At 71.0% G+C, this 20,004-nt stretch carries 24 protein-coding genes; 15 read left to right on the top strand and 9 right to left on the bottom strand.

Translation table 11 applies throughout. The features are described from left to right. Positions 1 to 12 precede the first annotated feature (12 nt). From map to truA, 8 genes are all read left to right on the top strand, one after another. Entirely contained in the window at positions 13 to 849 is an 837-nt protein-coding gene (gene map, locus BLW57_RS23045) for a type I methionyl aminopeptidase (RefSeq protein WP_093477042.1), read from the top strand. Positions 850 to 1,046: 197 nt separating this feature from the next. Beyond that, entirely contained in the window at positions 1,047 to 1,268 is a 222-nt protein-coding gene (infA, locus tag BLW57_RS23050) for a translation initiation factor IF-1 (protein ID WP_003948620.1), read from the top strand. Between the two features lie 59 nt (positions 1,269 to 1,327). After that, positions 1,328 to 1,441 carry a 50S ribosomal protein L36 gene (rpmJ, locus tag BLW57_RS23055; RefSeq protein WP_003998809.1) on the top strand — a complete coding sequence of 38 codons (114 nt, stop codon included), beginning with the start codon at positions 1,328 to 1,330 and terminating at the stop codon, positions 1,439 to 1,441. A 188-nt stretch (positions 1,442 to 1,629) separates the two neighbouring features. Next, positions 1,630 to 2,010, top strand: a complete 381-nt coding sequence (gene rpsM / locus BLW57_RS23060; protein WP_093477045.1) for a 30S ribosomal protein S13 — start codon at positions 1,630 to 1,632, stop codon at positions 2,008 to 2,010. A 65-nt stretch (positions 2,011 to 2,075) separates the two neighbouring features. After that, positions 2,076 to 2,480, top strand: coding sequence for a 30S ribosomal protein S11 (rpsK, locus tag BLW57_RS23065; RefSeq protein WP_003956432.1), 405 nt, complete (start codon positions 2,076 to 2,078; stop codon positions 2,478 to 2,480). A gap of 146 nt (positions 2,481 to 2,626) precedes the next feature. Further along, on the top strand, positions 2,627 to 3,649 hold the full coding sequence (locus BLW57_RS23070) for a DNA-directed RNA polymerase subunit alpha (RefSeq protein ID WP_053661878.1): 1,023 nt from the start codon (positions 2,627 to 2,629) through the stop codon (positions 3,647 to 3,649). A gap of 125 nt (positions 3,650 to 3,774) precedes the next feature. After that, positions 3,775 to 4,269, top strand: a complete 495-nt coding sequence (gene rplQ / locus BLW57_RS23075; RefSeq protein ID WP_093477047.1) for a 50S ribosomal protein L17 — start codon at positions 3,775 to 3,777, stop codon at positions 4,267 to 4,269. A gap of 107 nt (positions 4,270 to 4,376) precedes the next feature. After that, positions 4,377 to 5,231 (top strand): tRNA pseudouridine(38-40) synthase TruA, encoded by an 855-nt coding sequence (gene truA / locus BLW57_RS23080; protein WP_093477050.1) that lies wholly within the window; start codon positions 4,377 to 4,379, stop codon positions 5,229 to 5,231. 1 nt (position 5,232) lies between these two features. Here truA and BLW57_RS23085 read toward each other — a convergent pair whose 3' ends face one another. Further along, positions 5,233 to 6,114, bottom strand: a complete 882-nt coding sequence (locus BLW57_RS23085; protein WP_093480830.1) for a Rossmann-fold NAD(P)-binding domain-containing protein — start codon at positions 6,112 to 6,114, stop codon at positions 5,233 to 5,235. Between the two features lie 297 nt (positions 6,115 to 6,411). Here BLW57_RS23085 and rplM point away from each other — a divergent pair, with 297 nt between their 5' ends. The 3 genes from rplM to glmM all read left to right on the top strand — a co-directional run bounded on the left by rplM (position 6,412) and on the right by glmM (position 8,958). Continuing rightward, positions 6,412 to 6,855, top strand: coding sequence for a 50S ribosomal protein L13 (gene rplM, locus BLW57_RS23090; RefSeq protein WP_033308956.1), 444 nt, complete (start codon positions 6,412 to 6,414; stop codon positions 6,853 to 6,855). 44 nt (positions 6,856 to 6,899) lie between these two features. Continuing rightward, positions 6,900 to 7,421 (top strand): 30S ribosomal protein S9, encoded by a 522-nt coding sequence (gene rpsI, locus BLW57_RS23095; RefSeq protein WP_093477052.1) that lies wholly within the window; start codon positions 6,900 to 6,902, stop codon positions 7,419 to 7,421. A 178-nt stretch (positions 7,422 to 7,599) separates the two neighbouring features. Continuing rightward, positions 7,600 to 8,958: a phosphoglucosamine mutase gene (gene glmM, locus BLW57_RS23100; RefSeq protein ID WP_093477055.1), complete on the top strand. Its 1,359-nt coding sequence runs from the start codon at positions 7,600 to 7,602 to the stop codon at positions 8,956 to 8,958. Between the two features lie 99 nt (positions 8,959 to 9,057). Here glmM and coaA read toward each other — a convergent pair whose 3' ends face one another. Next, positions 9,058 to 10,026, bottom strand: coding sequence for a type I pantothenate kinase (gene coaA / locus BLW57_RS23105; protein ID WP_176985961.1), 969 nt, complete (start codon positions 10,024 to 10,026; stop codon positions 9,058 to 9,060). Positions 10,027 to 10,199: 173 nt separating this feature from the next. On the opposite strand from coaA, the gene glmS reads away from it, so the two are divergent. Next, the gene (gene glmS / locus BLW57_RS23110; RefSeq protein ID WP_093477059.1) at positions 10,200 to 12,047 is read left to right on the top strand and encodes a glutamine--fructose-6-phosphate transaminase (isomerizing); all 1,848 of its coding nucleotides are present in this window, start codon (positions 10,200 to 10,202) and stop codon (positions 12,045 to 12,047) included. Positions 12,048 to 12,072: 25 nt separating this feature from the next. On the opposite strand, the gene BLW57_RS23115 is transcribed toward glmS, so the two are convergent. Continuing rightward, a complete protein-coding gene (locus BLW57_RS23115) occupies positions 12,073 to 12,921 on the bottom strand; it encodes a helix-turn-helix transcriptional regulator (protein WP_093477062.1) in 849 nt (282 codons plus the stop codon). A gap of 148 nt (positions 12,922 to 13,069) precedes the next feature. On the opposite strand from BLW57_RS23115, the gene BLW57_RS23120 reads away from it, so the two are divergent. Then, on the top strand, positions 13,070 to 13,831 hold the full coding sequence (locus BLW57_RS23120; protein WP_093477063.1) for an SDR family oxidoreductase: 762 nt from the start codon (positions 13,070 to 13,072) through the stop codon (positions 13,829 to 13,831). Between the two features lie 23 nt (positions 13,832 to 13,854). Here the strand turns inward: BLW57_RS23120 and BLW57_RS23125 are convergent, their stop codons facing one another. Beyond that, on the bottom strand, positions 13,855 to 14,301 hold the full coding sequence (locus BLW57_RS23125) for a hypothetical protein (protein ID WP_093477066.1): 447 nt from the start codon (positions 14,299 to 14,301) through the stop codon (positions 13,855 to 13,857). Positions 14,302 to 14,644: 343 nt separating this feature from the next. Between BLW57_RS23125 and BLW57_RS23130 the strand changes: the two genes are divergently transcribed. Further along, positions 14,645 to 15,529, top strand: coding sequence for a MurR/RpiR family transcriptional regulator (locus BLW57_RS23130; RefSeq protein ID WP_371127806.1), 885 nt, complete (start codon positions 14,645 to 14,647; stop codon positions 15,527 to 15,529). Between the two features lie 94 nt (positions 15,530 to 15,623). After that, entirely contained in the window at positions 15,624 to 16,208 is a 585-nt protein-coding gene (locus BLW57_RS23135; protein WP_176985690.1) for a hypothetical protein, read from the top strand. 70 nt (positions 16,209 to 16,278) lie between these two features. Here the strand turns inward: BLW57_RS23135 and BLW57_RS23140 are convergent, their stop codons facing one another. The 5 genes from BLW57_RS23140 to BLW57_RS23160 all read right to left on the bottom strand — a co-directional run bounded on the left by BLW57_RS23140 (position 16,279) and on the right by BLW57_RS23160 (position 19,956). Then, entirely contained in the window at positions 16,279 to 16,653 is a 375-nt protein-coding gene (locus BLW57_RS23140) for a roadblock/LC7 domain-containing protein (RefSeq protein ID WP_073901413.1), read from the bottom strand. A 20-nt stretch (positions 16,654 to 16,673) separates the two neighbouring features. Next, complete coding sequence (locus BLW57_RS23145) at positions 16,674 to 17,186, bottom strand: roadblock/LC7 domain-containing protein (RefSeq protein WP_093477069.1); 513 nt, start codon at positions 17,184 to 17,186, stop codon at positions 16,674 to 16,676. Between the two features lie 31 nt (positions 17,187 to 17,217). After that, positions 17,218 to 18,018, bottom strand: coding sequence for a hypothetical protein (locus BLW57_RS23150; RefSeq protein ID WP_093477071.1), 801 nt, complete (start codon positions 18,016 to 18,018; stop codon positions 17,218 to 17,220). Further along, on the bottom strand, positions 18,015 to 18,404 hold the full coding sequence (locus tag BLW57_RS23155) for a hypothetical protein (RefSeq protein ID WP_073901407.1): 390 nt from the start codon (positions 18,402 to 18,404) through the stop codon (positions 18,015 to 18,017). The genes BLW57_RS23150 and BLW57_RS23155 overlap by 4 nt, the downstream gene beginning before the upstream one ends. 178 nt (positions 18,405 to 18,582) lie before the next feature. Beyond that, positions 18,583 to 19,956, bottom strand: a complete 1,374-nt coding sequence (locus BLW57_RS23160) for a type III PLP-dependent enzyme domain-containing protein (RefSeq protein WP_093477074.1) — start codon at positions 19,954 to 19,956, stop codon at positions 18,583 to 18,585. Between the last annotated feature and the right edge of the window lie 48 nt (positions 19,957 to 20,004).

Genomic DNA, 20,004 nt, shown 5'->3' on the forward strand with positions numbered 1-20,004 from the left:
GCGCAGGCCCCCATGGTGCAGATCAAGACCCCCGAGCAGATCGCCAAGATGCGTGCGGCGGGCCTGGTCGTCGCCGCCATCCACGCGGCCACGCGTGAGGCCGCGGTCCCGGGCGCCAGCACCAAGGATCTGGACGAGGTCGCCCGCAAGGTGCTGGCCGAGCACGGCGCGAAGTCGAACTTCCTGGGCTACGGCGGCTTCCCGGCGACGATCTGCACTTCGGTCAACGACGTGGTCGTGCATGGCATCCCCTCCGACGACGTCGTCCTCAAGGACGGCGACATCATCTCCATCGACTGCGGCGCGATCGTCGACGGCTGGCACGGCGACGCCGCGTACACCGCGTTCGTGGGCTCCGGTCACGCCCCGGAGCTGGTCGAGCTCTCCCGGGTGACCGAGGAGTCGATGTGGGCCGGCATCGCGGCCATGAAGCAGGGCAACCGCCTGGTCGACATCTCCCGGGCGGTCGAGACGTACATCCGCCGCCAGCCGAAGGCCGGCGGCGGTCGCTACGGCATCATCGAGGACTACGGCGGCCACGGCATCGGCACCGAGATGCACATGGACCCGCACCTGCTGAACTACGTCGACCGTCGCCGGGGCAAGGGTCCCAAGCTGGTCCCCGGCTTCTGCCTGGCGATCGAGCCGATGGTGTCCCTCGGCACCCCGCGCACCGAGGTCCTCGAGGACGACTGGACCGTCATCACGACGGACGGCACCTGGTCCTCGCACTGGGAGCACTCGGTCGCCCTCACCGAAGAGGGTCCGCTGGTCCTGACCGCCCCCGACGGCGGCAAGGCCAAGCTCGCGGAGTACGGCGTGACGGCCGCCCCCGACCCGCTGGCCTAGTCCGGACGCCTCGGGGGAGCGGTGTCCCGCATAGGGATCACCCCGATGGGGCAGGCTTCCTCGATTCGCCTTTCCGGGTGCGCCGACGTAGACTGACTCGTCGGCTCTCGTGCACCCGCATGTCCGCATGCGCCCGTAAGGGAAATCCAGGGAAATGCCCGAGAGTCGATCAAGGTAGTCGATTCGAAGGGCGAAGCGTGGCCAAGAAGCAAGGTGCCATCGAGATCGAGGGCACTGTCGTCGAGTCTCTGCCGAACGCCATGTTCAAGGTCGAGCTCCAGAACGGCCACCAGGTCCTGGCACACATCAGCGGCAAGATGCGTATGCACTACATCCGCATCCTCCCTGACGACCGGGTCGTGGTGGAGTTGTCTCCTTACGACCTGACGCGTGGCCGGATCGTCTACCGGTACAAGTAGATCTTGCCCGCGCCCCGGAATCTTCCGGTGCGGTGGCACTGACCCGGAGAACCTCACCAATGAAGGTCAAGCCGAGCGTCAAGAAGATCTGCGACAAGTGCAGGGTGATCCGCCGTCACGGTCGGGTCATGGTCATCTGCGAGAACCCGCGCCACAAGCAGCGCCAGGGCTGACGCACGACCGATCCCTCTGCATCCATCGCAGAGATTCGCGCGACGCAAGCTGAATATGTTCATACGCAGAGCCCGAGCCATTGGCTCGACACCCTCGGTTCGGAGGCCGAGGACCCGGTTCGTACCTGGTACGGCGGCCGGGAGCCGGCTCTGTGGAAGACCTCCGAAGATTCACCAGGAGCCATTGAATGGCACGCGTTTCCGGTGTTGACATCCCGCGCGAAAAGCGCGTGGAGGTCGCCCTCACCTACGTGTTCGGCATCGGCCGGACCCTCTCCCAGCAGACGCTGGCCGAGACCGGTATCGACCCGAACACTCGCGTCCGTGACCTCAGCGAAGAGCAGCTGGTCGCGATCCGCGAGTACGTCGACAGCAACATCAAGACCGAGGGTGACCTCCGTCGCGAGATCCAGGCCGACATCCGCCGCAAGGTCGAGATCGGTTGCTACCAGGGTCTCCGTCACCGTCGCGGTCTGCCCGTCCGCGGTCAGCGCACCAGCACCAACGCTCGTACCCGCAAGGGCCCGCGTCGCGCCATCGCCGGCAAGAAGAAGCCGGGCAAGAAGTAGTCCGCAGCGGACACCTGTCCACGGTCTTCGCTGTAGGACCGACCACCTCCCGTAGGAGTTAGTAGATGCCCCCCAAGGGACGTCAGGGCGCTGCCAAGAAGGTGCGCCGCAAGGAAAAGAAGAACGTCGCTCACGGCCACGCGCACATCAAGAGCACGTTCAACAACACGATCGTTTCGATCACGGACCCGTCCGGCAACGTGATCTCCTGGGCCTCCGCCGGCCACGTCGGCTTCAAGGGCTCCCGGAAGTCCACGCCGTTCGCCGCGCAGATGGCCGCCGAGTCGGCTGCCCGCCGCGCCCAGGAGCACGGCATGCGCAAGGTCGACGTGTTCGTCAAGGGCCCGGGCTCCGGTCGTGAGACCGCGATCCGCTCCCTGCAGGCCACGGGCCTCGAGGTCGGCTCCATCCAGGACGTCACCCCGACCCCGCACAACGGTTGCCGTCCGCCGAAGCGTCGTCGCGTCTGACGCACGGCAGGCACGGGATTCCGGGCGGTACCACCTCGCAAGAGGTCGTACCGCCCGTACCCTTGCAGTACCCGCACCTGTCATGGGTGCGGCCACCGTCGGACGTCAAATAGCGGGCGTCCACGAATGAAGGATCTGATTCACACATGCTGATCGCTCAGCGCCCCTCGTTGACCGAAGAGGTCGTCGACGAGTTCCGCTCCCGGTTCGTGATCGAACCGCTGGAGCCGGGCTTCGGCTACACCCTCGGCAACTCTCTCCGTCGCACCCTCCTCTCGTCGATCCCCGGCGCTGCTGTCACCAGCATCCGCGTCGACGGTGTCCTGCATGAGTTCACCACCGTGCCGGGCGTCAAGGAGGATGTCACCGACCTGATCCTCAACATCAAGCAGTTGGTCGTCTCCTCGGAGCACGACGAGCCGGTCGTGATGTACCTGCGCAAGCAGGGCCCGGGTCTGGTCACCGCCGCCGACATCGCGCCCCCGGCCGGTGTCGAGGTGCACAACCCCGACCTGGTCCTCGCCACGCTCAACGGCAAGGGCAAGCTGGAGATGGAGCTGACCGTCGAGCGCGGTCGCGGCTACGTCTCCGCCGTGCAGAACAAGCAGGTGGGCCAGGAGATCGGCCGTATCCCGGTCGACTCCATCTACTCGCCGGTCCTGAAGGTCACGTACAAGGTCGAGGCCACGCGTGTCGAGCAGCGGACCGACTTCGACAAGCTGATCGTCGACGTCGAGACGAAGCAGGCCATGCGTCCGCGTGACGCCATGGCGTCGGCGGGCAAGACCCTGGTCGAGCTGTTCGGTCTCGCCCGCGAGCTGAACATCGACGCCGAGGGCATCGACATGGGCCCGTCCCCCACGGACGCCGCCCTGGCCGCCGACCTGGCGCTGCCGATCGAGGAGCTCGAGCTCACCGTTCGGTCGTACAACTGCCTCAAGCGCGAGGGCATCCACTCCGTGGGTGAGCTCGTGGCTCGTTCCGAGGCCGACCTCCTGGACATCCGCAACTTCGGTGCGAAGTCCATCGACGAGGTCAAGGCGAAGCTGGCCGGCATGGGCCTGGCCCTGAAGGACAGCCCGCCCGGATTCGACCCCACGGCCGCCGCCGACGCCTTCGGCGCCGACGACGACGCGGACGCGGGTTTCGTGGAGACCGAGCAGTACTGATCCGGTACTGCGCGTGTCTCAGCTCCGGGGCTCGTAGGAGCCCCGGATCTCCGACAGACAACCGTCTGCTCGGATACTGACTCCGGTACCTGACACGGCCGGGGCAGACACACAGGAGAAGAACCATGCCGAAGCCCACCAAGGGTGCCCGTCTGGGCGGCAGCGCCGCGCACGAGAAGCTGCTCCTCGCGAACCTGGCGAAGAGCCTCTTCGAGCACGGCCGCATCACCACCACCGAGGCGAAGGCCCGCCGCCTGCGCCCGTACGCCGAGCGTCTGGTCACCAAGGCGAAGAAGGGCGACCTTCACAACCGCCGTCAGGTGCTCCAGGTCATCACGGACAAGAGCATCGTCCACACGCTCTTCGCCGAGATCGGCCCGCGCTACGAGAACCGTCCCGGTGGCTACACCCGCATCACCAAGATCGGTAACCGCCGTGGCGACAACGCGCCCATGGCCGTCATCGAGCTGGTCGAGGCGCTGACGGTGCAGCAGAAGGCCGTCGGTGAGGCCGAGGCCGCCACCAAGCGTGCGGTCAAGGAGGCCGACGAGGCCCAGGTCGAGGAGACCAAGGCCGAGGACGCCGTCGAGGCTCCGGCCGAGGAGTCCAAGGACGCCTGAGGCTCTGCCTGACACGGGAAGCGGGTCCGCCCTTCGGGGCGGGCCCGCTTTCCCGTTCCCCGAAGGCCACGGCTTTCCGAGGGGCACGGCCCTGAGAGGATTCCCACGTGAGTGACGAAGTACAGCCCGGTCATGTCCGCGTCCGCCTCGACCTGTCCTACGACGGCGGAGACTTCCACGGCTGGGCCAAGCAGGCCGGCGGCCGGCGGACCGTGCAGGGTGAGATCGAGGACGCCCTGCGCACGGTGACCCGGTCGAAGCGGACGTACGAGCTGACCGTCGCCGGGCGGACCGACGCGGGCGTCCACGCGCGCGGGCAGGTGGCGCACGTCGACCTGCCGGCCGAGCTGTGGGCGGAGCACCGGGAGAAGCTGCTGAAGCGGCTCGCCGGGCGGCTGTCGAAGGATGTGCGGGTCTGGCGGCTCACCGAGGCGCCGGCGGGCTTCAACGCCCGGTTCTCGGCGATCTGGCGCCGGTACGCGTACCGGGTGACGGACAACCCCGGTGGCGTCGACCCGCTGCTGCGCGGTCATGTGCTCTGGCACGACTGGCCGCTCGACGTGGCCGCCATGAACGAGGCGGCCCGGGCGCTCGTCGGCGAGCACGACTTCGCCGCCTACTGCAAGAAGCGGGAGGGGGCGACCACCATCCGCACCCTCCAGGAGCTGAGCCTGGTGCGCGGGGCGGACGGCGTGGTCACGGCGACGGTCCGGGCGGACGCGTTCTGCCACAACATGGTGCGCTCGCTGATCGGCGCCCTGCTGTTCGTCGGGGACGGGCACCGCGGGCCGGAGTGGCCCGGGAAGGTGCTGGCCGCCGGTGTCCGGGACTCCGCCGTGCACGTCGTACGACCGCACGGGCTGACCCTGGAGGAGGTCGGCTACCCCGCCGACGAACTGCTCGCCGCGCGCAACAAGGAGGCGCGGAACAAGCGCTCGCTTCCGTCGGCGGGGTGCTGCTGAGCTACCGGTTCACCGCCGCGGAGGCCTGGGCCTGACCGCGGCGGTGTATCTGGTTCACGGTGAACTGCGCCAGGTCGTTGCCGGTGCGGAAGACCTTGGTGTCCTTCGTGGTGACGTTCTTGCCGTCGGTGAAGCCGCTGATCGTGAAGTAGGCGTAGCGGCCGTAGGCGTTCGTCGTGGTGCGGCAGATCGCGGCGTCGCAGAAGTTCTTGACGCCCTTGCCGGACAGGGCGTTCACCAGGCTCTTCTTGCCGCTCGCCTGGGCCTTGGCCTTCGTGGCCCGCGCCGAGTCGTCGAAGACGGCGACGCCGACGGTGACCGCGATGCCGTCGGTGCTGTAGGTCACGCGCATCAGACGGGTGCAGCCGTTGGCCGTCAGGACCTTCGGCAGATTGCCGCCGGCCGCCGAGGCGCAGTTCTTGGTGTCGGCCGTGGCGCCCTTCTTGTAGACGACGTCGCCCATGGTCAGCCGTGTGCCCGGGAAGAGGGTGTCGGGGCTGAGCGGGGCGGTGTCCTTCTTGGCGCTGGATATGAAGTCCTTCGGGTCCAGCGGCGGCGGGGCGCTGGTGGGTTCGAAGGACGGCGCGGCGCTGCCCGAGGCGGGCAGGGAGGCACTGGCGGGCAGGTTGCTGGGGCCCGCCGTCGGGTTGTCGTCGTTCGCGGAGACGACGGCCATCGCGACGGCGGTGCCGATCGCGATCGTGGCGAGCGCGCCAGCGCCGATGAACAGCACCCGGCGGCGCTTGTTGCGCGTCTCCGAGGCCTCCGCGAGAGCGGCCCAGTCAGGAGTCCCGTCGTCGCTTGCGCTGTTCCACGGCTGCTGCTGGGAATTAGGTTTCCAGGGATCCCACTGAGACTGGGGACCCCCCTGCCCGTAACTCATGGGGCGCATCTTAGACGGGGGGCGCGGGATGCAGGCGCGCGTCCGCCGGAGTGCCACCTTTGTCCCCGGACGCGGTGTCGCGAGGACTCGTTTTGACCCTTCCGGGGCTGCCCAGGTAACCTACTTCTTCGTTGTGTATTGGCTTGCTCATTCTCACGGGACGGGCCCTTACACCGGTCCACCGGGCCGATGACCAGCGATCAGCACGCGGTTGCGTCACCGCAGTGCGGTCGAGGCTGTCGTGATCGTTTCGGTGACCTGTTCAGGACCATTCACTCGAAGCGAAGGCTACGAACCGTGCGTACGTACAGCCCCAAGCCCGGCGATGTGACGCGCCAGTGGCACGTCATCGACGCTCAGGACGTCGTCCTGGGTCGTCTCGCCACCACCGCAGCGACCCTTCTCCGGGGCAAGCACAAGCCGATCTACGCCCCCCACGTCGACGCTGGTGACTTCGTCATCATCATCAACGCGGACAAGGTGCACCTGTCCGGCAACAAGCGGACCCAGAAGATGGCGTACCGCCACTCCGGCTACCCGGGTGGTCTGCGCTCCGTCCGTTACGACGAGCTCCTCGACAAGAACCCCGAGAAGGCCATCGAGAAGGCCGTCAAGGGCATGCTCCCCAAGAACACGCTGGGCCGTCAGATGCTCTCGAAGCTGAAGGTCTACAAGGGTGACCAGCACCCGCACGGCGCGCAGCAGCCGCAGCCGTTCGAGATCACCCAGGTCGCGCAGTAACACCGGCCAGACCAAACCAAGCCAAGAGAATCTGAGGAATAACCGTGGCTGAGACCACTGCCGAGCAGCCGCTCGAAGAGACCGAGCTCGTCGACATCGACAGCTACACCACTGAGTCCGAGGTCCCCGTCGAGGGCGAGTACACCTCGGAGTCCATGGCCTCCCGCTTCGGCGAGCCCCAGCCGGCCGCCGGCCTGGGTCGCCGCAAGAACGCCATCGCCCGCGTCCGGATCGTTCCGGGCACCGGCAAGTGGAAGATCAACGGTCGCACCCTCGAGGACTACTTCCCGAACAAGGTGCACCAGCAGGAAGTCAACGAGCCCTTCAAGGTGCTCGAGCTCGAGGGTCGTTACGACGTCGTCGCCCGCATCGCCGGTGGCGGTGTCTCCGGTCAGGCCGGTGCGCTCCGTCTCGGTGTCGCCCGCGCCCTGAACGAGGCCGACGTCGACAACAACCGCGGCGCCCTGAAGAAGGCCGGCTTCCTCAAGCGCGACGACCGTGCGGTCGAGCGCAAGAAGGCCGGTCTGAAGAAGGCCCGCAAGGCCCCGCAGTACAGCAAGCGCTAAACAGCAGCTGCCTGCTCGTACTCCGAACGCCCCGGCGGCACGCCACTTGTGCCGCCGGGGCGTTCGTTTATCCCCGTCAAGGGCGTATAACGACACAAGACGCTCAAAGGCTTGTGTGATCGGATCTCGTGGCGTCTGCCATCATTCCGGCAGCAAGGACGCTTCCTCAGGAGGACAAGTGGGACGACTCTTCGGCACGGACGGCGTGCGCGGTGTCGCCAACGCGGATCTGACGGCCGAGATGGCGCTCGGCCTGTCCGTCGCGGCGGCGCACGTGCTGGCCGAGGCGGGTACCTTCGAGGGCCACAAGCCGACGGCGGTGGTCGGACGGGACCCGCGTGCGTCCGGGGAGTTCCTGGAGGCGGCCGTGGTGGCGGGCCTCGCCAGCGCGGGCGTGGACGTCCTCCGGGTCGGTGTGCTGCCGACGCCGGCCGTCGCCCACCTCACCGGCGCGCTCGGCGCCGACCTCGGTGTGATGCTCTCCGCCAGCCACAACGCCATGCCGGACAACGGCGTCAAGTTCTTCGCCCGCGGCGGCCACAAACTCGCCGACGATCTGGAGGACCGGATCGAGGCGGTGTACGAGTCCCACCGGCACGGCGAGCCCTGGCAGCGGCCGACGGGCGCCGGGGTCGGCCGGGTGCGGACCTACGGCGAGGGCTTCGAGCAGTACGTCACGCACCTCCTGTCGGCGCTGCCCAACCGGCTCGACGGACTGAAGATCGTCCTGGACGAAGCGCACGGCGCGGCCTCGGGGGTCTCGCCGGAGGCGTTCTCCCGGGCGGGCGCCGAGGTCGTCACGATCGGTGCCGAGCCGGACGGGCTCAACATCAACGCCGGGTGCGGGTCGACCCACCTGGACAAGCTGAAGGCCGCCGTCATCGAGCACGGTGCGCACTTCGGCGTCGCGCACGACGGTGACGCGGACCGCTGCCTGGCCGTGGACCACACCGGTGCGGAGGTCGACGGCGACCAGATCCTCGCCGTGCTCGCGCTGTCGATGCGCGAGCGCTCCGCCCTGCGGGCCGACACGGTCGTCGCCACGGTGATGTCCAACCTGGGCTTCAAGCTGGCGATGGAGCGCGAGGGCATCCGGTTCGTGCAGACCGGCGTCGGCGACCGGTACGTGCTGGAGGAGATGAAGGAGCACGGCTACGCCCTGGGCGGCGAGCAGTCCGGGCACGTCATCATCCTCGACCACGCGACGACCGGTGACGGCACGCTGACCGGCCTGCTGCTGGCGGCGCGGATCGCCGAGACCGGCCGTACCCTGCGGGACCTGGCCTCCGTGATGGAGCGGCTGCCGCAGGTGCTGATCAACGTCCCCGACGTGGACAAGTCCCGCGTGCGGACCTCCGCCGACCTCGCCGCCGCCGTCACCGAGGCGGAGCGGGAGCTGGGCGAGACCGGGCGGGTGCTGCTGCGGCCGTCGGGCACCGAGCCGCTGGTGCGGGTCATGGTCGAGGCCGCCGACATCGAGCAGGCCCGGTCGGTGGCCGGGCGGCTCGCCGACGCCGTGAAGTCGGCCCTCGGATAGTTCCGGAGCGAGGGAGCGGGGAACCGCTGCCGGGCCGCGGTTCGTCCGTGGCCCGCGGCGGTTCCCCGTTTCCGTTTCCGGGTGCCTCCCGCCGGTGCGCTACAGCTTGCGCAGCCTCAGCCGCTGGACCTTGTGGTCCGCGCCCTTGCGGACGATCAGGGTGGCCCGGCCGCGGGTGGGGGCGATGTTCTCCACCAGGTTGGGCTTGTTGATCGTGCGCCAGAGCGTGCGGGCGTAGTCGAGGGCCTCCTCCTCCGAGACCTGGGTGTACTTGCGGAAGTACGAGTTGGGGTTCTGGAAGGCGGTCCGGCGCAGCTTCTTGAAGCGGCTGAGGTACCAGCTCTCGATGTCCTCGCCGCTGGCGTCGACGTACACGCTGAAGTCGAAGTAGTCGGCGAGACCGACCCGGGTGCGGCCGTCCTTGCCGGGCAGGGCGGGCTGGAGGACGTTCAGCCCCTCGACGATCAGGATGTCCGGGCGGCGCACGGTGAGCTTCTCGCCCGGCACGATGTCGTAGATCAGGTGGGAGTAGACGGGCGCGGACACCTCGCCCTTGCCGGCCTTGATGTCGGCGACGAAGCGGGTGAGGGCCCGGCGGTCGTAGGACTCGGGGAATCCCTTCCGCGACATCAGGCCGCGGGCCTCCAGCTCCTCGGTGGGCAGCAGGAAACCGTCCGTCGTGACCAGCTCCACGCGCGGGTGCTCGGGCCAGCGGGAGAGCAGCGCCTGGAGCAGACGGGCCACGGTGGACTTCCCCACGGCCACGGAGCCGGCGACCCCTATGACGAACGGGGTGCCGGACTGGGTGCCCTGCTCGCCGAGGAAGGTGTTGAGCGCGCCCCGCAGGCCGTCGGTGGCGCCGACGTAGAGGTTGAGGAGCCGGGAGAGCGGGAGGTAGATGTCCCGCACCTCGTCGAGGTCGATGACGTCGCCCAGACCGCGGAGCTTCTCCACCTCCTCGGCGGTGAGCGGCAGCGGTGTCTTGTCGCGCAGCGCGCTCCACTCGGCACGGGTGAGGTCGACGTAGGGAGTCGCCTCCGGCCTTTGCCGGTGGGCGCTCCGGGGCATCGAGGAGACCGGTGAGATCACAGTCCATTGTTAACGGAGTTTGAACAGGACGGCGGGTGGGGTCCGTCACGCCGCGCGACCTCGCCGCGGGCCCTTCGTACGACGGTGGGAATTTCCGATTTCGGGCAGGGAGAGGCCTGTTCGGAACGATCGCGGGTCGTAGGCTGCGGCACATGTGCGGAATCGTGGGATACGTAGGGTCGCAGTCGGCGCTCGATGTCGTGATGGCCGGGCTGAAGCGGCTGGAGTACCGGGGGTACGACTCGGCGGGTGTCGCCGTGCTCGCGGACGGCGGTCTGGCCGCGGCGAAGAAGGCCGGGAAGCTGGTCAACCTGGAGAAGGAACTGGTCGAACGGCCGCTGCCGACCGGCTCCACGGGCCTCGGCCACACGCGCTGGGCCACGCACGGCGGTCCGACGGACGCGAACGCGCATCCGCACCTGGACAACGCGGGCCGGGTCGCCGTGGTGCACAACGGCATCATCGAGAACTTCGCGGTGCTGCGGGCGGAACTGGCCGAGCGGGGCCACGAGCTGACCTCCGAGACGGACACCGAGGTGGTCGCCCACCTGCTGGCCGAGGAGTTCTCCGGGGCCGCCGACCTGGCGGAGGCGATGCGGCTGGTGTGCCGCCGGCTGGAGGGCGCGTTCACCCTGGTCGCGGTGCACGCCGACGAGCCGGACGTGGTCGTCGGCGCGCGGCGGAACTCCCCTCTCGTGGTGGGCGTCGGCGAGGGCGAGGCGTTCCTGGCCTCCGACGTCGCCGCGTTCATCGCGCACACGCGGTCCGCGATCGAGCTGGGCCAGGACCAGGTGGTGGAGCTGCGCCGCGACGGCGTGACGGTGACGGGTTTCGACGGCCGTCCGGCCGAGACCCACTCGTACCACGTGGACTGGGACGCCTCCGCCGCGGAGAAGGGCGGCTACGACTACTTCATGCTGAAGGAGATCGCCGAGCAGCCCAAGGCGGTCGCCGACACCCTGCTCGGGCGGATCGACCCGTCCGGCTCGCTGACCCTGGACGAGGTGCGGATCAGTCCCTCCGAGCTGCGTGAGCTCGACAAGGTCGTGATCGTCGCCTGCGGTACGGCCTTCCACGCCGGCCTGATCGCCAAGTACGCCATCGAGCACTGGACGCGCATCCCGTGCGAGGTGGAGCTGGCCAGCGAGTTCCGGTACCGGGACCCGATCCTGGACGGGCAGTCGCTGGTGATCGCCATCTCCCAGTCCGGCGAGACCATGGACACCCTGATGGCGCTGCGGCACGCCCGCGAGCAGGGCTCCAAGGTGCTGGCGATCTGCAACACCAACGGCTCGACGATCCCGCGCGAGTCGGACGCGGTGCTGTACACGCACGCCGGCCCGGAGGTCGCCGTCGCCTCCACCAAGGCGTTCATGACCCAGCTGGTGGCCTGCTACCTGGTCGCCCTGTACCTCGGCCAGGTGCGCGGCACCAAGTGGGGCGACGAGATCCAGGCCGTCATCAGGGACCTGTCGCGGATCTCCGAGGACGTCGAGCGGGTCCTGGAGACGATGGAGCCGGTACGGGCCCTCGCCCGCACGCTGTCCACGAAGAACACGGTGCTGTTCCTGGGCCGGCACGTGGGCTACCCGGTCGCCCTCGAAGGCGCCCTGAAGCTCAAGGAACTGGCCTACATGCACGCCGAGGGCTTCGCGGCGGGCGAGCTGAAGCACGGGCCGATCGCGCTGATCGAGGAGGACCTGCCGGTGGTGGTGGTCGTGCCGTCGCCGCGCGGCCGGTCCGTCCTGCACGACAAGATCGTCTCCAACATCCAGGAGATCCGGGCGCGGGGAGCGCGCACGATCGTGATCGCGGAGGAGGGCGACGAGGCGGTGGTCCCGTACGCCGACCACCTGATCCGCATCCCGGCCACGCCGACCCTGCTCCAGCCGCTGGTGGCCACGGTGCCGCTGCAGGTGTTCGCGTGCGAACTGGCCACCGCCCGCGGCAACGAGGTGGACCAGCCGCGCAACCTGGCGAAGTCCGTGACGGTGGAGTGAGCCGGGACCGGGCGCCGGGCACCGCTCAGCGGGCGGTGCTCGACTCCCAGCTGGCCAGCAGGGCGAGGCGCTCGGCGGTCTCCGAGCCCGGCTCCGGCGTGTAGACGACGATCGTCTGCTCCGGTTCCGCGGGGACCGTCAGCGTCTCGTACGGCAGGGTCAGCAGGCCTGCCACGGGGTGCCGTACCTTCTTCACGCCGTACGCGCACTCCGCGACCTCGTGGTCCGCCCACAGCCGGCGGAAGTCCTCGCTCTTCAGTGACAGTTCGCCGACCAGCGCGCACAGCTCGGTGTCGTCGGCGTACCGGCCCGCGTTCAGCCGCAGGTGGGCGACGGTCTGGGCGGCCACCGCGGCCCACTCGGGGTAGAGGTCCCGGCCCGCGGGGTCGAGGAAGACCTGCCGGGGGACGTTCGGCACGGCCGGCGCCGCACGGCTGAAGCCGCTCACCGCGTCGGCGAGCGCGTTCCACGCCAGGACGTCCATGCGGCGGCCCAGGACGAACGCCGGGCTGCGCTCCATGCCGTCCAGCAGTCTGCGGATGCCGGGGCGGACGCGGGACCCGGGTGCCTGCCGCTCGCGGGGGCGGCGGGGCGGCCGGGCGACCGTCCGCAGGTGGGCGTGCTCGGTCTCGTCCAGCCGCAGGACCCGCGCGATCGCGTCCAGGACGGCGTCGCTGACGCTCTGCCCCCGGCCCTGTTCCAGCCGGATGTAGTAGTCCACGCTCACCCCGGCGAGCTGGGCCACCTCCTCGCGGCGCAGGCCCGGCACCCGGCGCCGCCCGTGCGCGGGCAGCCCCACCTCTTCGGGCTGGATGCGGGCGCGGCGCGAGCGCAGGAAGTCGCCGACCTCCCCTTCTCGCCATTCCCCGTTCATGCCCTCGATCGTAGGGCAGCGGCGGCCCGCGAACCTGGTACTGCCAGACCCAGGAAAAGCGCATCCCTGGGTACGGCCGCCGGATGCGGCGAGGGTGGTGTCAGCCGCCGGGGAGACGCCCCGGCGAGGTGATCCAGGGGGAACACCCATGTCGTACGAGAACCTGTCCGGCCGTACCGCCGTCGTCACCGGGGCCGCCAGCGGCATCGGCGAGGCCGTCGCGCTCCAGCTCGCCGCCCAGGGCGCCCGGGTGGCGCTGCTGGCCCGGCGCGCTGACCGGCTGGACGCCGTGGTGGAGAAGATCCGGGCGGACGGCGGCCGGGCGCTGGCCGTGACCGCCGACGTCACCGACGACGCGTCCGTCGAGGCCGCCCGGGAACTGGTCCACGAGACGTTCGGGGCCGTCGACCTCGTCGTCAACAACGCCGGTGTCATGCTGCCGAACCCGGTCGGCGCGGGCCGGCTCGACGAGTGGCAGCGGATGCTCGACACCAATGTCACCGGGGTGCTGCGGATCATCCGGGCCTTCACCGCCGACCTGGTGGCGGCCGCTGCCGAGGGCCGCACCGCCGACCTGGTGAACGTCTCGTCGATCGGCGCCCACGTGCCCTTCCCGGACTACGCGGTGTACGGGGCGACCAAGGCGGCCGTCACGTACCTGTCGCAGTCGCTGCGCACCGAGTTCGGACCGCGGGACGTCCGGGTCACCAACATCGAGCCGGGGCTGACGGACACCGAGCTGAAGACGCACGTCGACAGCGCGGAGCTGGCCGGGCAGCTGGACGGCATGTTCGACGCGATCGGCGGGCTCGCGGCGGCCGAGGTCGCGGACGTCGTCGCCTACGTCACCAGCCGGCCCCGGCACGTCAACCTCCGCCAGATCGTGGTGCTGCCGACCCGGCAGGCGTGAACGGCCCGGCGGAGCGGTCCCGTTCAGCGGTCCCCGGCGGACCGGTCCCCGCGCCGGCCGGCGAACAGCTCCGGGTTGACGCGTACGGCCTGCACCGCGTTGACACCGACGATGCCGATCCAGGCGACCACCATCCCGGACAGCCCGGCGAGGCCGCCGGCGATGGCGGACAGCGGGATCGCCAGCACCAGTGTGATGAGGGCGAAGCCGTACCGCTCGGCCCAGGAGTCGGCCGGCCGGGGCCGCCGGGTGCCGCGCGCGGCCGCCATCTGCTGCTCGGCGAGGTGCCGCCGCGCCCGGCGGTCCACCACGTCGTCGATCCGCTGCTCGACACGCTCCAGGAAGGAGTCCACGAGCGCGGAGTCGTAGTCGTCGCCCAGGTCCCTGCGTGCCCGCACGGTGGCGTCGAGGTCCTTCTTCAGGTCGGGGTCGTCCCTGAGGCCGACGTCCCGGGGGTCCGATGCGCTCATGGCGTCCACCCTAGGGAGCGGCCGGGGCGGCCGCACTGGGGCTAGCCCCCCGCTCCGGCCGGGGGCCGGCCTCCGCGCGGACGCGCACGGGCCGGGTCCGGTCGGGGGATCCCCTTGTTCCGGCTGTATAGGGTCATGCAGAGTACTTGGTAGGTGAATAGGTAGTCGTAGTCGAACCCGGGTGCGAGGGGAGGACGAGGCCGATGCCGTCTCGCGTCGTCGTGGATGTGCCGCTCGGTGCTCCGCGGACTCCGTCCGCCCCCGCCGCGTACGGCCACGCTGTACTCTCCCGGGACGGCGAGAGGCGAAGCCGGTTCCGGGGCATCTGGAGGGGGAGCGCGGCATGAGCGTGGACAGCGGTACGACCGGGGCGTCCGGCATGACGTCCGGCGCGGCGGACAGCCCGGCCAGCCGGCTCCAGGCGCTCTTCGAGGGGCACCGGCTCACCCCGACCCAGCGCCGCATCGCGCACAGCATGGTCCGGCGCGCCTCCGACGTGCCCTTCCTCTCCAGCGTGGAGCTGGCCGAGCTGGCGGGCGTCAGCCAGCCGTCGGTGACCCGGTTCGCGGTCGCGCTCGGCTTCGACGGCTACCCGGCGCTGCGCAAGCACCTGCGCGAGGTCGTGCCCGCCGAACCGGCCGCCGAGGCCGGCTCCTACAACGAGTACCAGCAGGCCGTCGAGGCCGAGATCGAGAACCTCAGGCACCTCGCCGACCTGCTCGCCGACCCCCGGCCGGTGCAGCGGGCCGGCCGGATCCTGGCCGCCTCCCGTCCGCTGCCGGTGCTCGGCCTGCGTGCCGCCGCCTCCCAGGCCTACGGCTTCGCCTACTTCGCCGCCAAGGTGCACCCGGACGTCCGGCTGCTCAACGAGGGCGGCACGATGATCCACGACCGTATCGACGCGGCCGTCCGCGCGGGTGCCTCGGCCCTGCTGTGCTTCGCGCTGCCCCGGCACCCGCGCGAGGTCGTCGACACCCTCGCCCACGCCAGGGACGCCGGCCTGACCGTCGTCACGGTCGCCGACTCGGCGTTCGCGCCGGTCGCGAGGCACTCCGACCTGCTGCTCCCCGCCGCCGTCGGCACCGGGCTCGCCTTCGACACGGCGTGCGCGCCGATGCTGCTCGGCCGGGTGCTGCTGGAGGCGCTCTGTGACGACCTGCCGGACGCGCAGGCACGCCTGGAGGAGTTCGACGCGAACGCGGCGGCGCGGGGCCTGTTCGTGGAGTGAACCCGCGCGCGCGTTCTCAGACTCGTCTCACGTTCTGCCACTACCTTCCCTGCCGGTAAGGGTGACCGACACGGATGTGACACGGGAGGCCGGCGTGGCGCGCGGAGGGCAGGGTCTGGCGCGGGTGGCCGTCGTCGTACGGGCGGGGGCCGCGCCGCTGTGGTGGCTCGGGGTGTTCGCCGCGGGCGTCGGCGTGCTGGTGCCCGGGGTGACCGGGCGCCGGATCGGGGTGACGGCCGGTGCCGCGCTGTTCCTGATCGGCGCAGCCATGGTGCCGCTGGTGCGCCGGGGCCGGTACACCGCCCTCGCCCGCGGCGCGTCCCGCGCGGGCAAGCACGACGTGCTCCAGGACCGTGCGGTGACCGTGCGCAACTGGCGCCGGGGACACCGCTGGTGGCTGCTGCTGGCCGGCGCCGTCGCGCTCGGCGGTTCCTTCGTGGTGCCCGCGGCCGGCGGCATGCTGCTGGCCGGGTTCGGCACCGGGCTGCGGCTGAAGGCGGCCTGGCTGGGCCGGCGGGAGCGGGCGGAACAGACGCTGCTGTGGGTGCGCGTCGACTGGCTGGACCGGTGGGGCGGCCGTCCGGCGGGCAGGTCCGTGAAGGGCCTGCGGGGTACCGGCATCGCGGCAGGCGACGCGGCCCCGGGTGGGGCCCGCCGCCGTACCGCGGCCCTCGTGTGAGGACCTGAACGCGATGTATGGGTGCGGGGTCCGGTCCCGAGGGGCTGCCCCGAGGACCTGACCCGGGGGCTCAGACCTCCAGTTCGGCCTCGATCTTCTTCAGCTGGTGCCGGGCCATCGCCAGGTTGGCCCGGTTCGCCTCCAGGACCAGGTAGAGGAACAGGCCGTTGCCGCCACGGCTCTTGAGCAGGCGGATCAGGTGGTACTGGTCCGAGAGGCTGATGAGGATGTCCTCGATGTCGCCCTTGAGGCCGAGCATCTCCATCGTGCGCATCTTGGCGCGGATCACGTCGGTGTTGCCGGCGGCGGCCACGTTCAGGTCGAAGGTCTTGCTGCCGCCCATGGTGCCCAGCGCCATGCCGCTGGTGTAGTCGACGAGTGCGACGCCGGTGGCGCCCTCGATGGTGGTGAGGGCTTCCTTCAGCGCGGTCTCGGTGTTGGCCATGGTGGTTCCTCTCGGAGTGTTCAACTGTCGGTTGCGGTGCGCGCGTCGGCGCTCGTGGTTCGGGGGGTTCGGTTCGGGCGGGGGCGGACCGGGGGTGCGCCGCTGACGGCGCCCAGCGGACGCCCGGTCGGGCGCGCGGCCCGGGCCGCGGCCTCGACGGCGTCGAGCAGCTCTCCGATGCGGGCGCCGGACCGGCGGCCCTCCAGGTGGAGCCGGCCGACGTTCACTCGGTCCTGGGCGAGCAGTGTCAGTACGGCGGTACGGCCGGCCGCGTAGGTCGCGACGTAGCCGCGTTCGCCACGGACCAGCAGCTCCCGGAAGCCGCCGTGGCCGGTGGCGTCGGCGACGCGTACGGCGACGCCCAGCGAGGCGGCGGTCAGCGCGGACAGCCCCTCCGGGTCGACCCCGGGGGTGTCGTGGGCGACGACGAGACCGTCGACGCCGGCCGCGAGCGCGCCGGTGAGCTGGGGCACCCGGTTGCGCAGCCGGTGCAGCTCGTCCAGGACCGTCTGACGGTCCTCGTCGGACACCATCAGCTCTCTCCTCTCGGCGGGGCGGTGCCGTTCAAAGCGCCTCCAGCGCATCCCTGAGCCTCTTCAGCAGCGCGATGTCGGGGTCGGTGACCGGGGGTGGGGGCGGCAGTACGGGTTGCGGGAACACGAGCGCCTCCGGGGCGACATGGCCGGCTGACGCGAGCCGGCGCACGTCGACGAGGGTGTGGAAGGCCTGCCGACCCAGGTTCCGGGCGATCACGACGGCCGTGCGGACGCCGTCCACGCGGTCCAGGACCGCCCGCTGCCGGGGGGTGACCGGTCTGCCGGTGGCCGGGTCCGCGCGGATCAGGGGGGCGGTGTCCGCGGCCGGGTCGGGCCACAGCCGGTGCAGCAGCAGCCGGCGGCGCAGCGTCTCGCGCTCCAGCGCGACGACCGGGACCGAGGGCAGCGGGCCGATCCGGGGCGTGTTGTCGTAGCGGAACTGGCCCGGGGTGCTGCTCGGAGCGAGGGCGAAGTACCCGGCGTCGTACACCGCGTCCAGATGGCACAGTTCCAGCGCGCCGGCGGGCAGCAGGCCCGACTCCAGGAGGAGTTCGGCGGCCTGGAGGGGGCCGGTGGACCGCTGGGCCGCCCACTGCCAGGCGGTGGTGGCGAGGGTGCCGTGGGCCGTGAGGAGCACGTCGAGACCGGGAGCGAGGGGGCTCTCGGCGTGCACGACCCGCCCCTCGGCGAGGTACAGGGTGCCGTGCTCGCGGAACAGGACGCCGGTGGCCCGTTCCTCGGCGAGCCGGGTCAGCATGGGCGACAGGGCGCGGGTGCCCGCCTTGTCCCGTACCGGCAGGGGCGGCGGAGGTGTGCGGACCATGGTCATCCCAGCACCAGCCGGGAAGCCATCTCACCGAGGCGTATGCGGGCGAGCGCGAGATTGCCGTCCTCGCGTCCGAGCCACAGGTGGAGGAACACGCTGCTGTCGAAGGACGTGTCCACGAACCGCAGCAGGTGGTAGCTGTCGCGGTTGCTGACGATCACGTCCTCCACGGGAGGGCGGTCGCCGTCGGCCTCGCCGACGGTGAAGGCACCGTGCTCCGCGGCCATCCGGGCCAGTTCGGCGGCCTCGGCGGCGGTCGTCTCGTGGTCGCCGCCGGGGGCGTCCCCGACCGTGCCGAGAGCGAGGCCGCTCGTCCAGTCCACCAGCGCGGCTCCCCGGGCACCCGGCAACCGCATCGCTTCCAGCAGGCACTCGTCGATTCCGGGCACCGTGGCTCCCCTCCCGCCTGGGACTCCGGCTGAGTGACAGAGACACTACGCAACGTGTGTGCGGGAGGTGAGGCCTTTGGCATTTTCCAGTGGAACGTGCGTCCGGCGTACTAGAGTGGTTCAACTGACGTGTGTTTCACGCCACTTGGCCCATTTCTTCGAAGGCGGCCGGGACGTGTCAACGGCGCTCGGGTGCCCCCAGGGTGGTGAGTGCCGCCGCGTGCGCCCCTCCGGACTCCGCCACGACCTCCGGCACAGTCTGCGGTTCCCGGACGGTCGCGAAGGCGACGCCGCCCGATCTGTCCGGCGCGAAACCGTAGATGCCCGGGCGGGCCAGGGAGTTGTAAGCGTAGTGGTGCGCGAAGTAGTACGCACCGGTATCGAGCGCCGCCGCGTAGTCGCCCTGCCCCAGGAGGGGCAGCGCCCGCCCCTCGGCCAGCAGGTCGCCCGAGAAGCAGGCGGGCCCGGCCACGTCCTGCACCACCTCCGGACCCGGCTTGGGGCGCCCCTTGGCGTCGTACGCGGCGATCCGCAGCGGCCAGGCCCCCGGCGCGTACACCGTCCGCGTCGCCACCTGCACGCCCGCGTGCGTCACGGCGATCCGCCGGCCGCCCGCGCTCTTGGCGTACTCGACCCGCGCCACCACCGTCCCGTGCTTGGCCAGCAGTGACCGCCCGAACTCGGTCACCAGCGCGTAGCGACCGTCGAACAGCCCCGGCACCTCCTCCCTCAGCAGCCGCGCGAACCGCGCGTACGTCGGTGCCGCCGCCTCGGAGGCGAAGTTCACCGGCAGCCCGCCGCCGATGTCGAGGGTGTCGATCTGGTGCCGTCCCGCGCGGGCGTTGATCTCCTCCGCGAGCGCGAAGGTCTCCGCCGTGCCCCGCGCCATCAGGGACAGCGGGATGCCCTGCGAGCCCGTGTGCGCGTGCAGCCGGGTCAGCCAGGGCCGCTCCAGGTACGCCCGTACGACCCACTCGCGCGCGCCCTCGTCGCGCAGCGCCACCCCGAACTTGGACGTCTCCGTGGCCGTGGACGTCGCCCCGATCGTGCCGCCGCCGATCTGCGGGTTGACCCGGAGACCGAGCGGGGACCGGCTGGGCGCCGAACCCATCAGGGCGTCGATCCGCGCCAGCTCCTGCGGGTTGTCGGCGTTGACGGCGATGCCCAGCGCCAGCGCCTCGCGCAGCTCCGCCGGGGTCTTGGCGGGCGAGTCCAGCACCGTCCGCTCGGCGGGCACCCCGGCGGCCCTGGCCAGCGCCAGCTCCCCGGGGCTCGCCACCTCGGCGCCGATGCCGGCCTCGTGCAGCAGCCGCAGCACCGGCACCAGGGGGGTGGCCTTCACGGCGAAGGCGTGCAGCACGCGCGTCCCGGGCGGCGACACCGCGTCGAACGCGGCGCGCAGCGCCGCCGCCGACTCCCGGATGCCGGCGACGTCCAGCAGTCCCACCACGGCCGCGTCCGGTCCGAGCAGCCCCCGCTCGACCGCCGCCCGCACCGCTTCGTCCCGCCGGCCGGCACGCTCTTCGGCCTCGCTCTGGATCTCCCGCTCCACGGCTGCCCCGTTCTGTCTCGGATACCGGTGCTTCCAGCCAAACACTCC

This window comes from Streptomyces sp. 1222.5 (genome assembly GCF_900105245.1).
Taxonomy (GTDB): domain Bacteria; phylum Actinomycetota; class Actinomycetes; order Streptomycetales; family Streptomycetaceae; genus Streptomyces; species Streptomyces albidocamelliae.

Excerpts from the sequence above, each read along its gene's own strand:
- map (WP_093477042.1), top strand. The coding sequence starts at position 13 with ATGGTGCAGATCAAGACCCCCGAGCAGATCGCCAAGATGCGTGCGGCG.
- rpmJ (WP_003998809.1), top strand. The coding sequence starts at position 1,328 with ATGAAGGTCAAGCCGAGCGTCAAGAAGATCTGCGACAAGTGCAGGGTG.
- rpsM (WP_093477045.1), top strand. The coding sequence starts at position 1,630 with ATGGCACGCGTTTCCGGTGTTGACATCCCGCGCGAAAAGCGCGTGGAG.
- rpsK (WP_003956432.1), top strand. The coding sequence starts at position 2,076 with ATGCCCCCCAAGGGACGTCAGGGCGCTGCCAAGAAGGTGCGCCGCAAG.
- BLW57_RS23070 (WP_053661878.1), top strand. The coding sequence starts at position 2,627 with ATGCTGATCGCTCAGCGCCCCTCGTTGACCGAAGAGGTCGTCGACGAG.
- rplQ (WP_093477047.1), top strand. The coding sequence starts at position 3,775 with ATGCCGAAGCCCACCAAGGGTGCCCGTCTGGGCGGCAGCGCCGCGCAC.
- BLW57_RS23085 (WP_093480830.1), bottom strand. The coding sequence starts at position 6,114 with ATGAGTTACGGGCAGGGGGGTCCCCAGTCTCAGTGGGATCCCTGGAAA.
- coaA (WP_176985961.1), bottom strand. The coding sequence starts at position 10,026 with ATGCCCCGGAGCGCCCACCGGCAAAGGCCGGAGGCGACTCCCTACGTC.
- glmS (WP_093477059.1), top strand. The coding sequence starts at position 10,200 with ATGTGCGGAATCGTGGGATACGTAGGGTCGCAGTCGGCGCTCGATGTC.
- BLW57_RS23115 (WP_093477062.1), bottom strand. The coding sequence starts at position 12,921 with ATGAACGGGGAATGGCGAGAAGGGGAGGTCGGCGACTTCCTGCGCTCG.
- BLW57_RS23120 (WP_093477063.1), top strand. The coding sequence starts at position 13,070 with ATGTCGTACGAGAACCTGTCCGGCCGTACCGCCGTCGTCACCGGGGCC.
- BLW57_RS23125 (WP_093477066.1), bottom strand. The coding sequence starts at position 14,301 with ATGAGCGCATCGGACCCCCGGGACGTCGGCCTCAGGGACGACCCCGAC.
- BLW57_RS23130 (WP_371127806.1), top strand. The coding sequence starts at position 14,645 with ATGAGCGTGGACAGCGGTACGACCGGGGCGTCCGGCATGACGTCCGGC.
- BLW57_RS23140 (WP_073901413.1), bottom strand. The coding sequence starts at position 16,653 with ATGGCCAACACCGAGACCGCGCTGAAGGAAGCCCTCACCACCATCGAG.
- BLW57_RS23145 (WP_093477069.1), bottom strand. The coding sequence starts at position 17,186 with ATGGTGTCCGACGAGGACCGTCAGACGGTCCTGGACGAGCTGCACCGG.
- BLW57_RS23150 (WP_093477071.1), bottom strand. The coding sequence starts at position 18,018 with ATGACCATGGTCCGCACACCTCCGCCGCCCCTGCCGGTACGGGACAAG.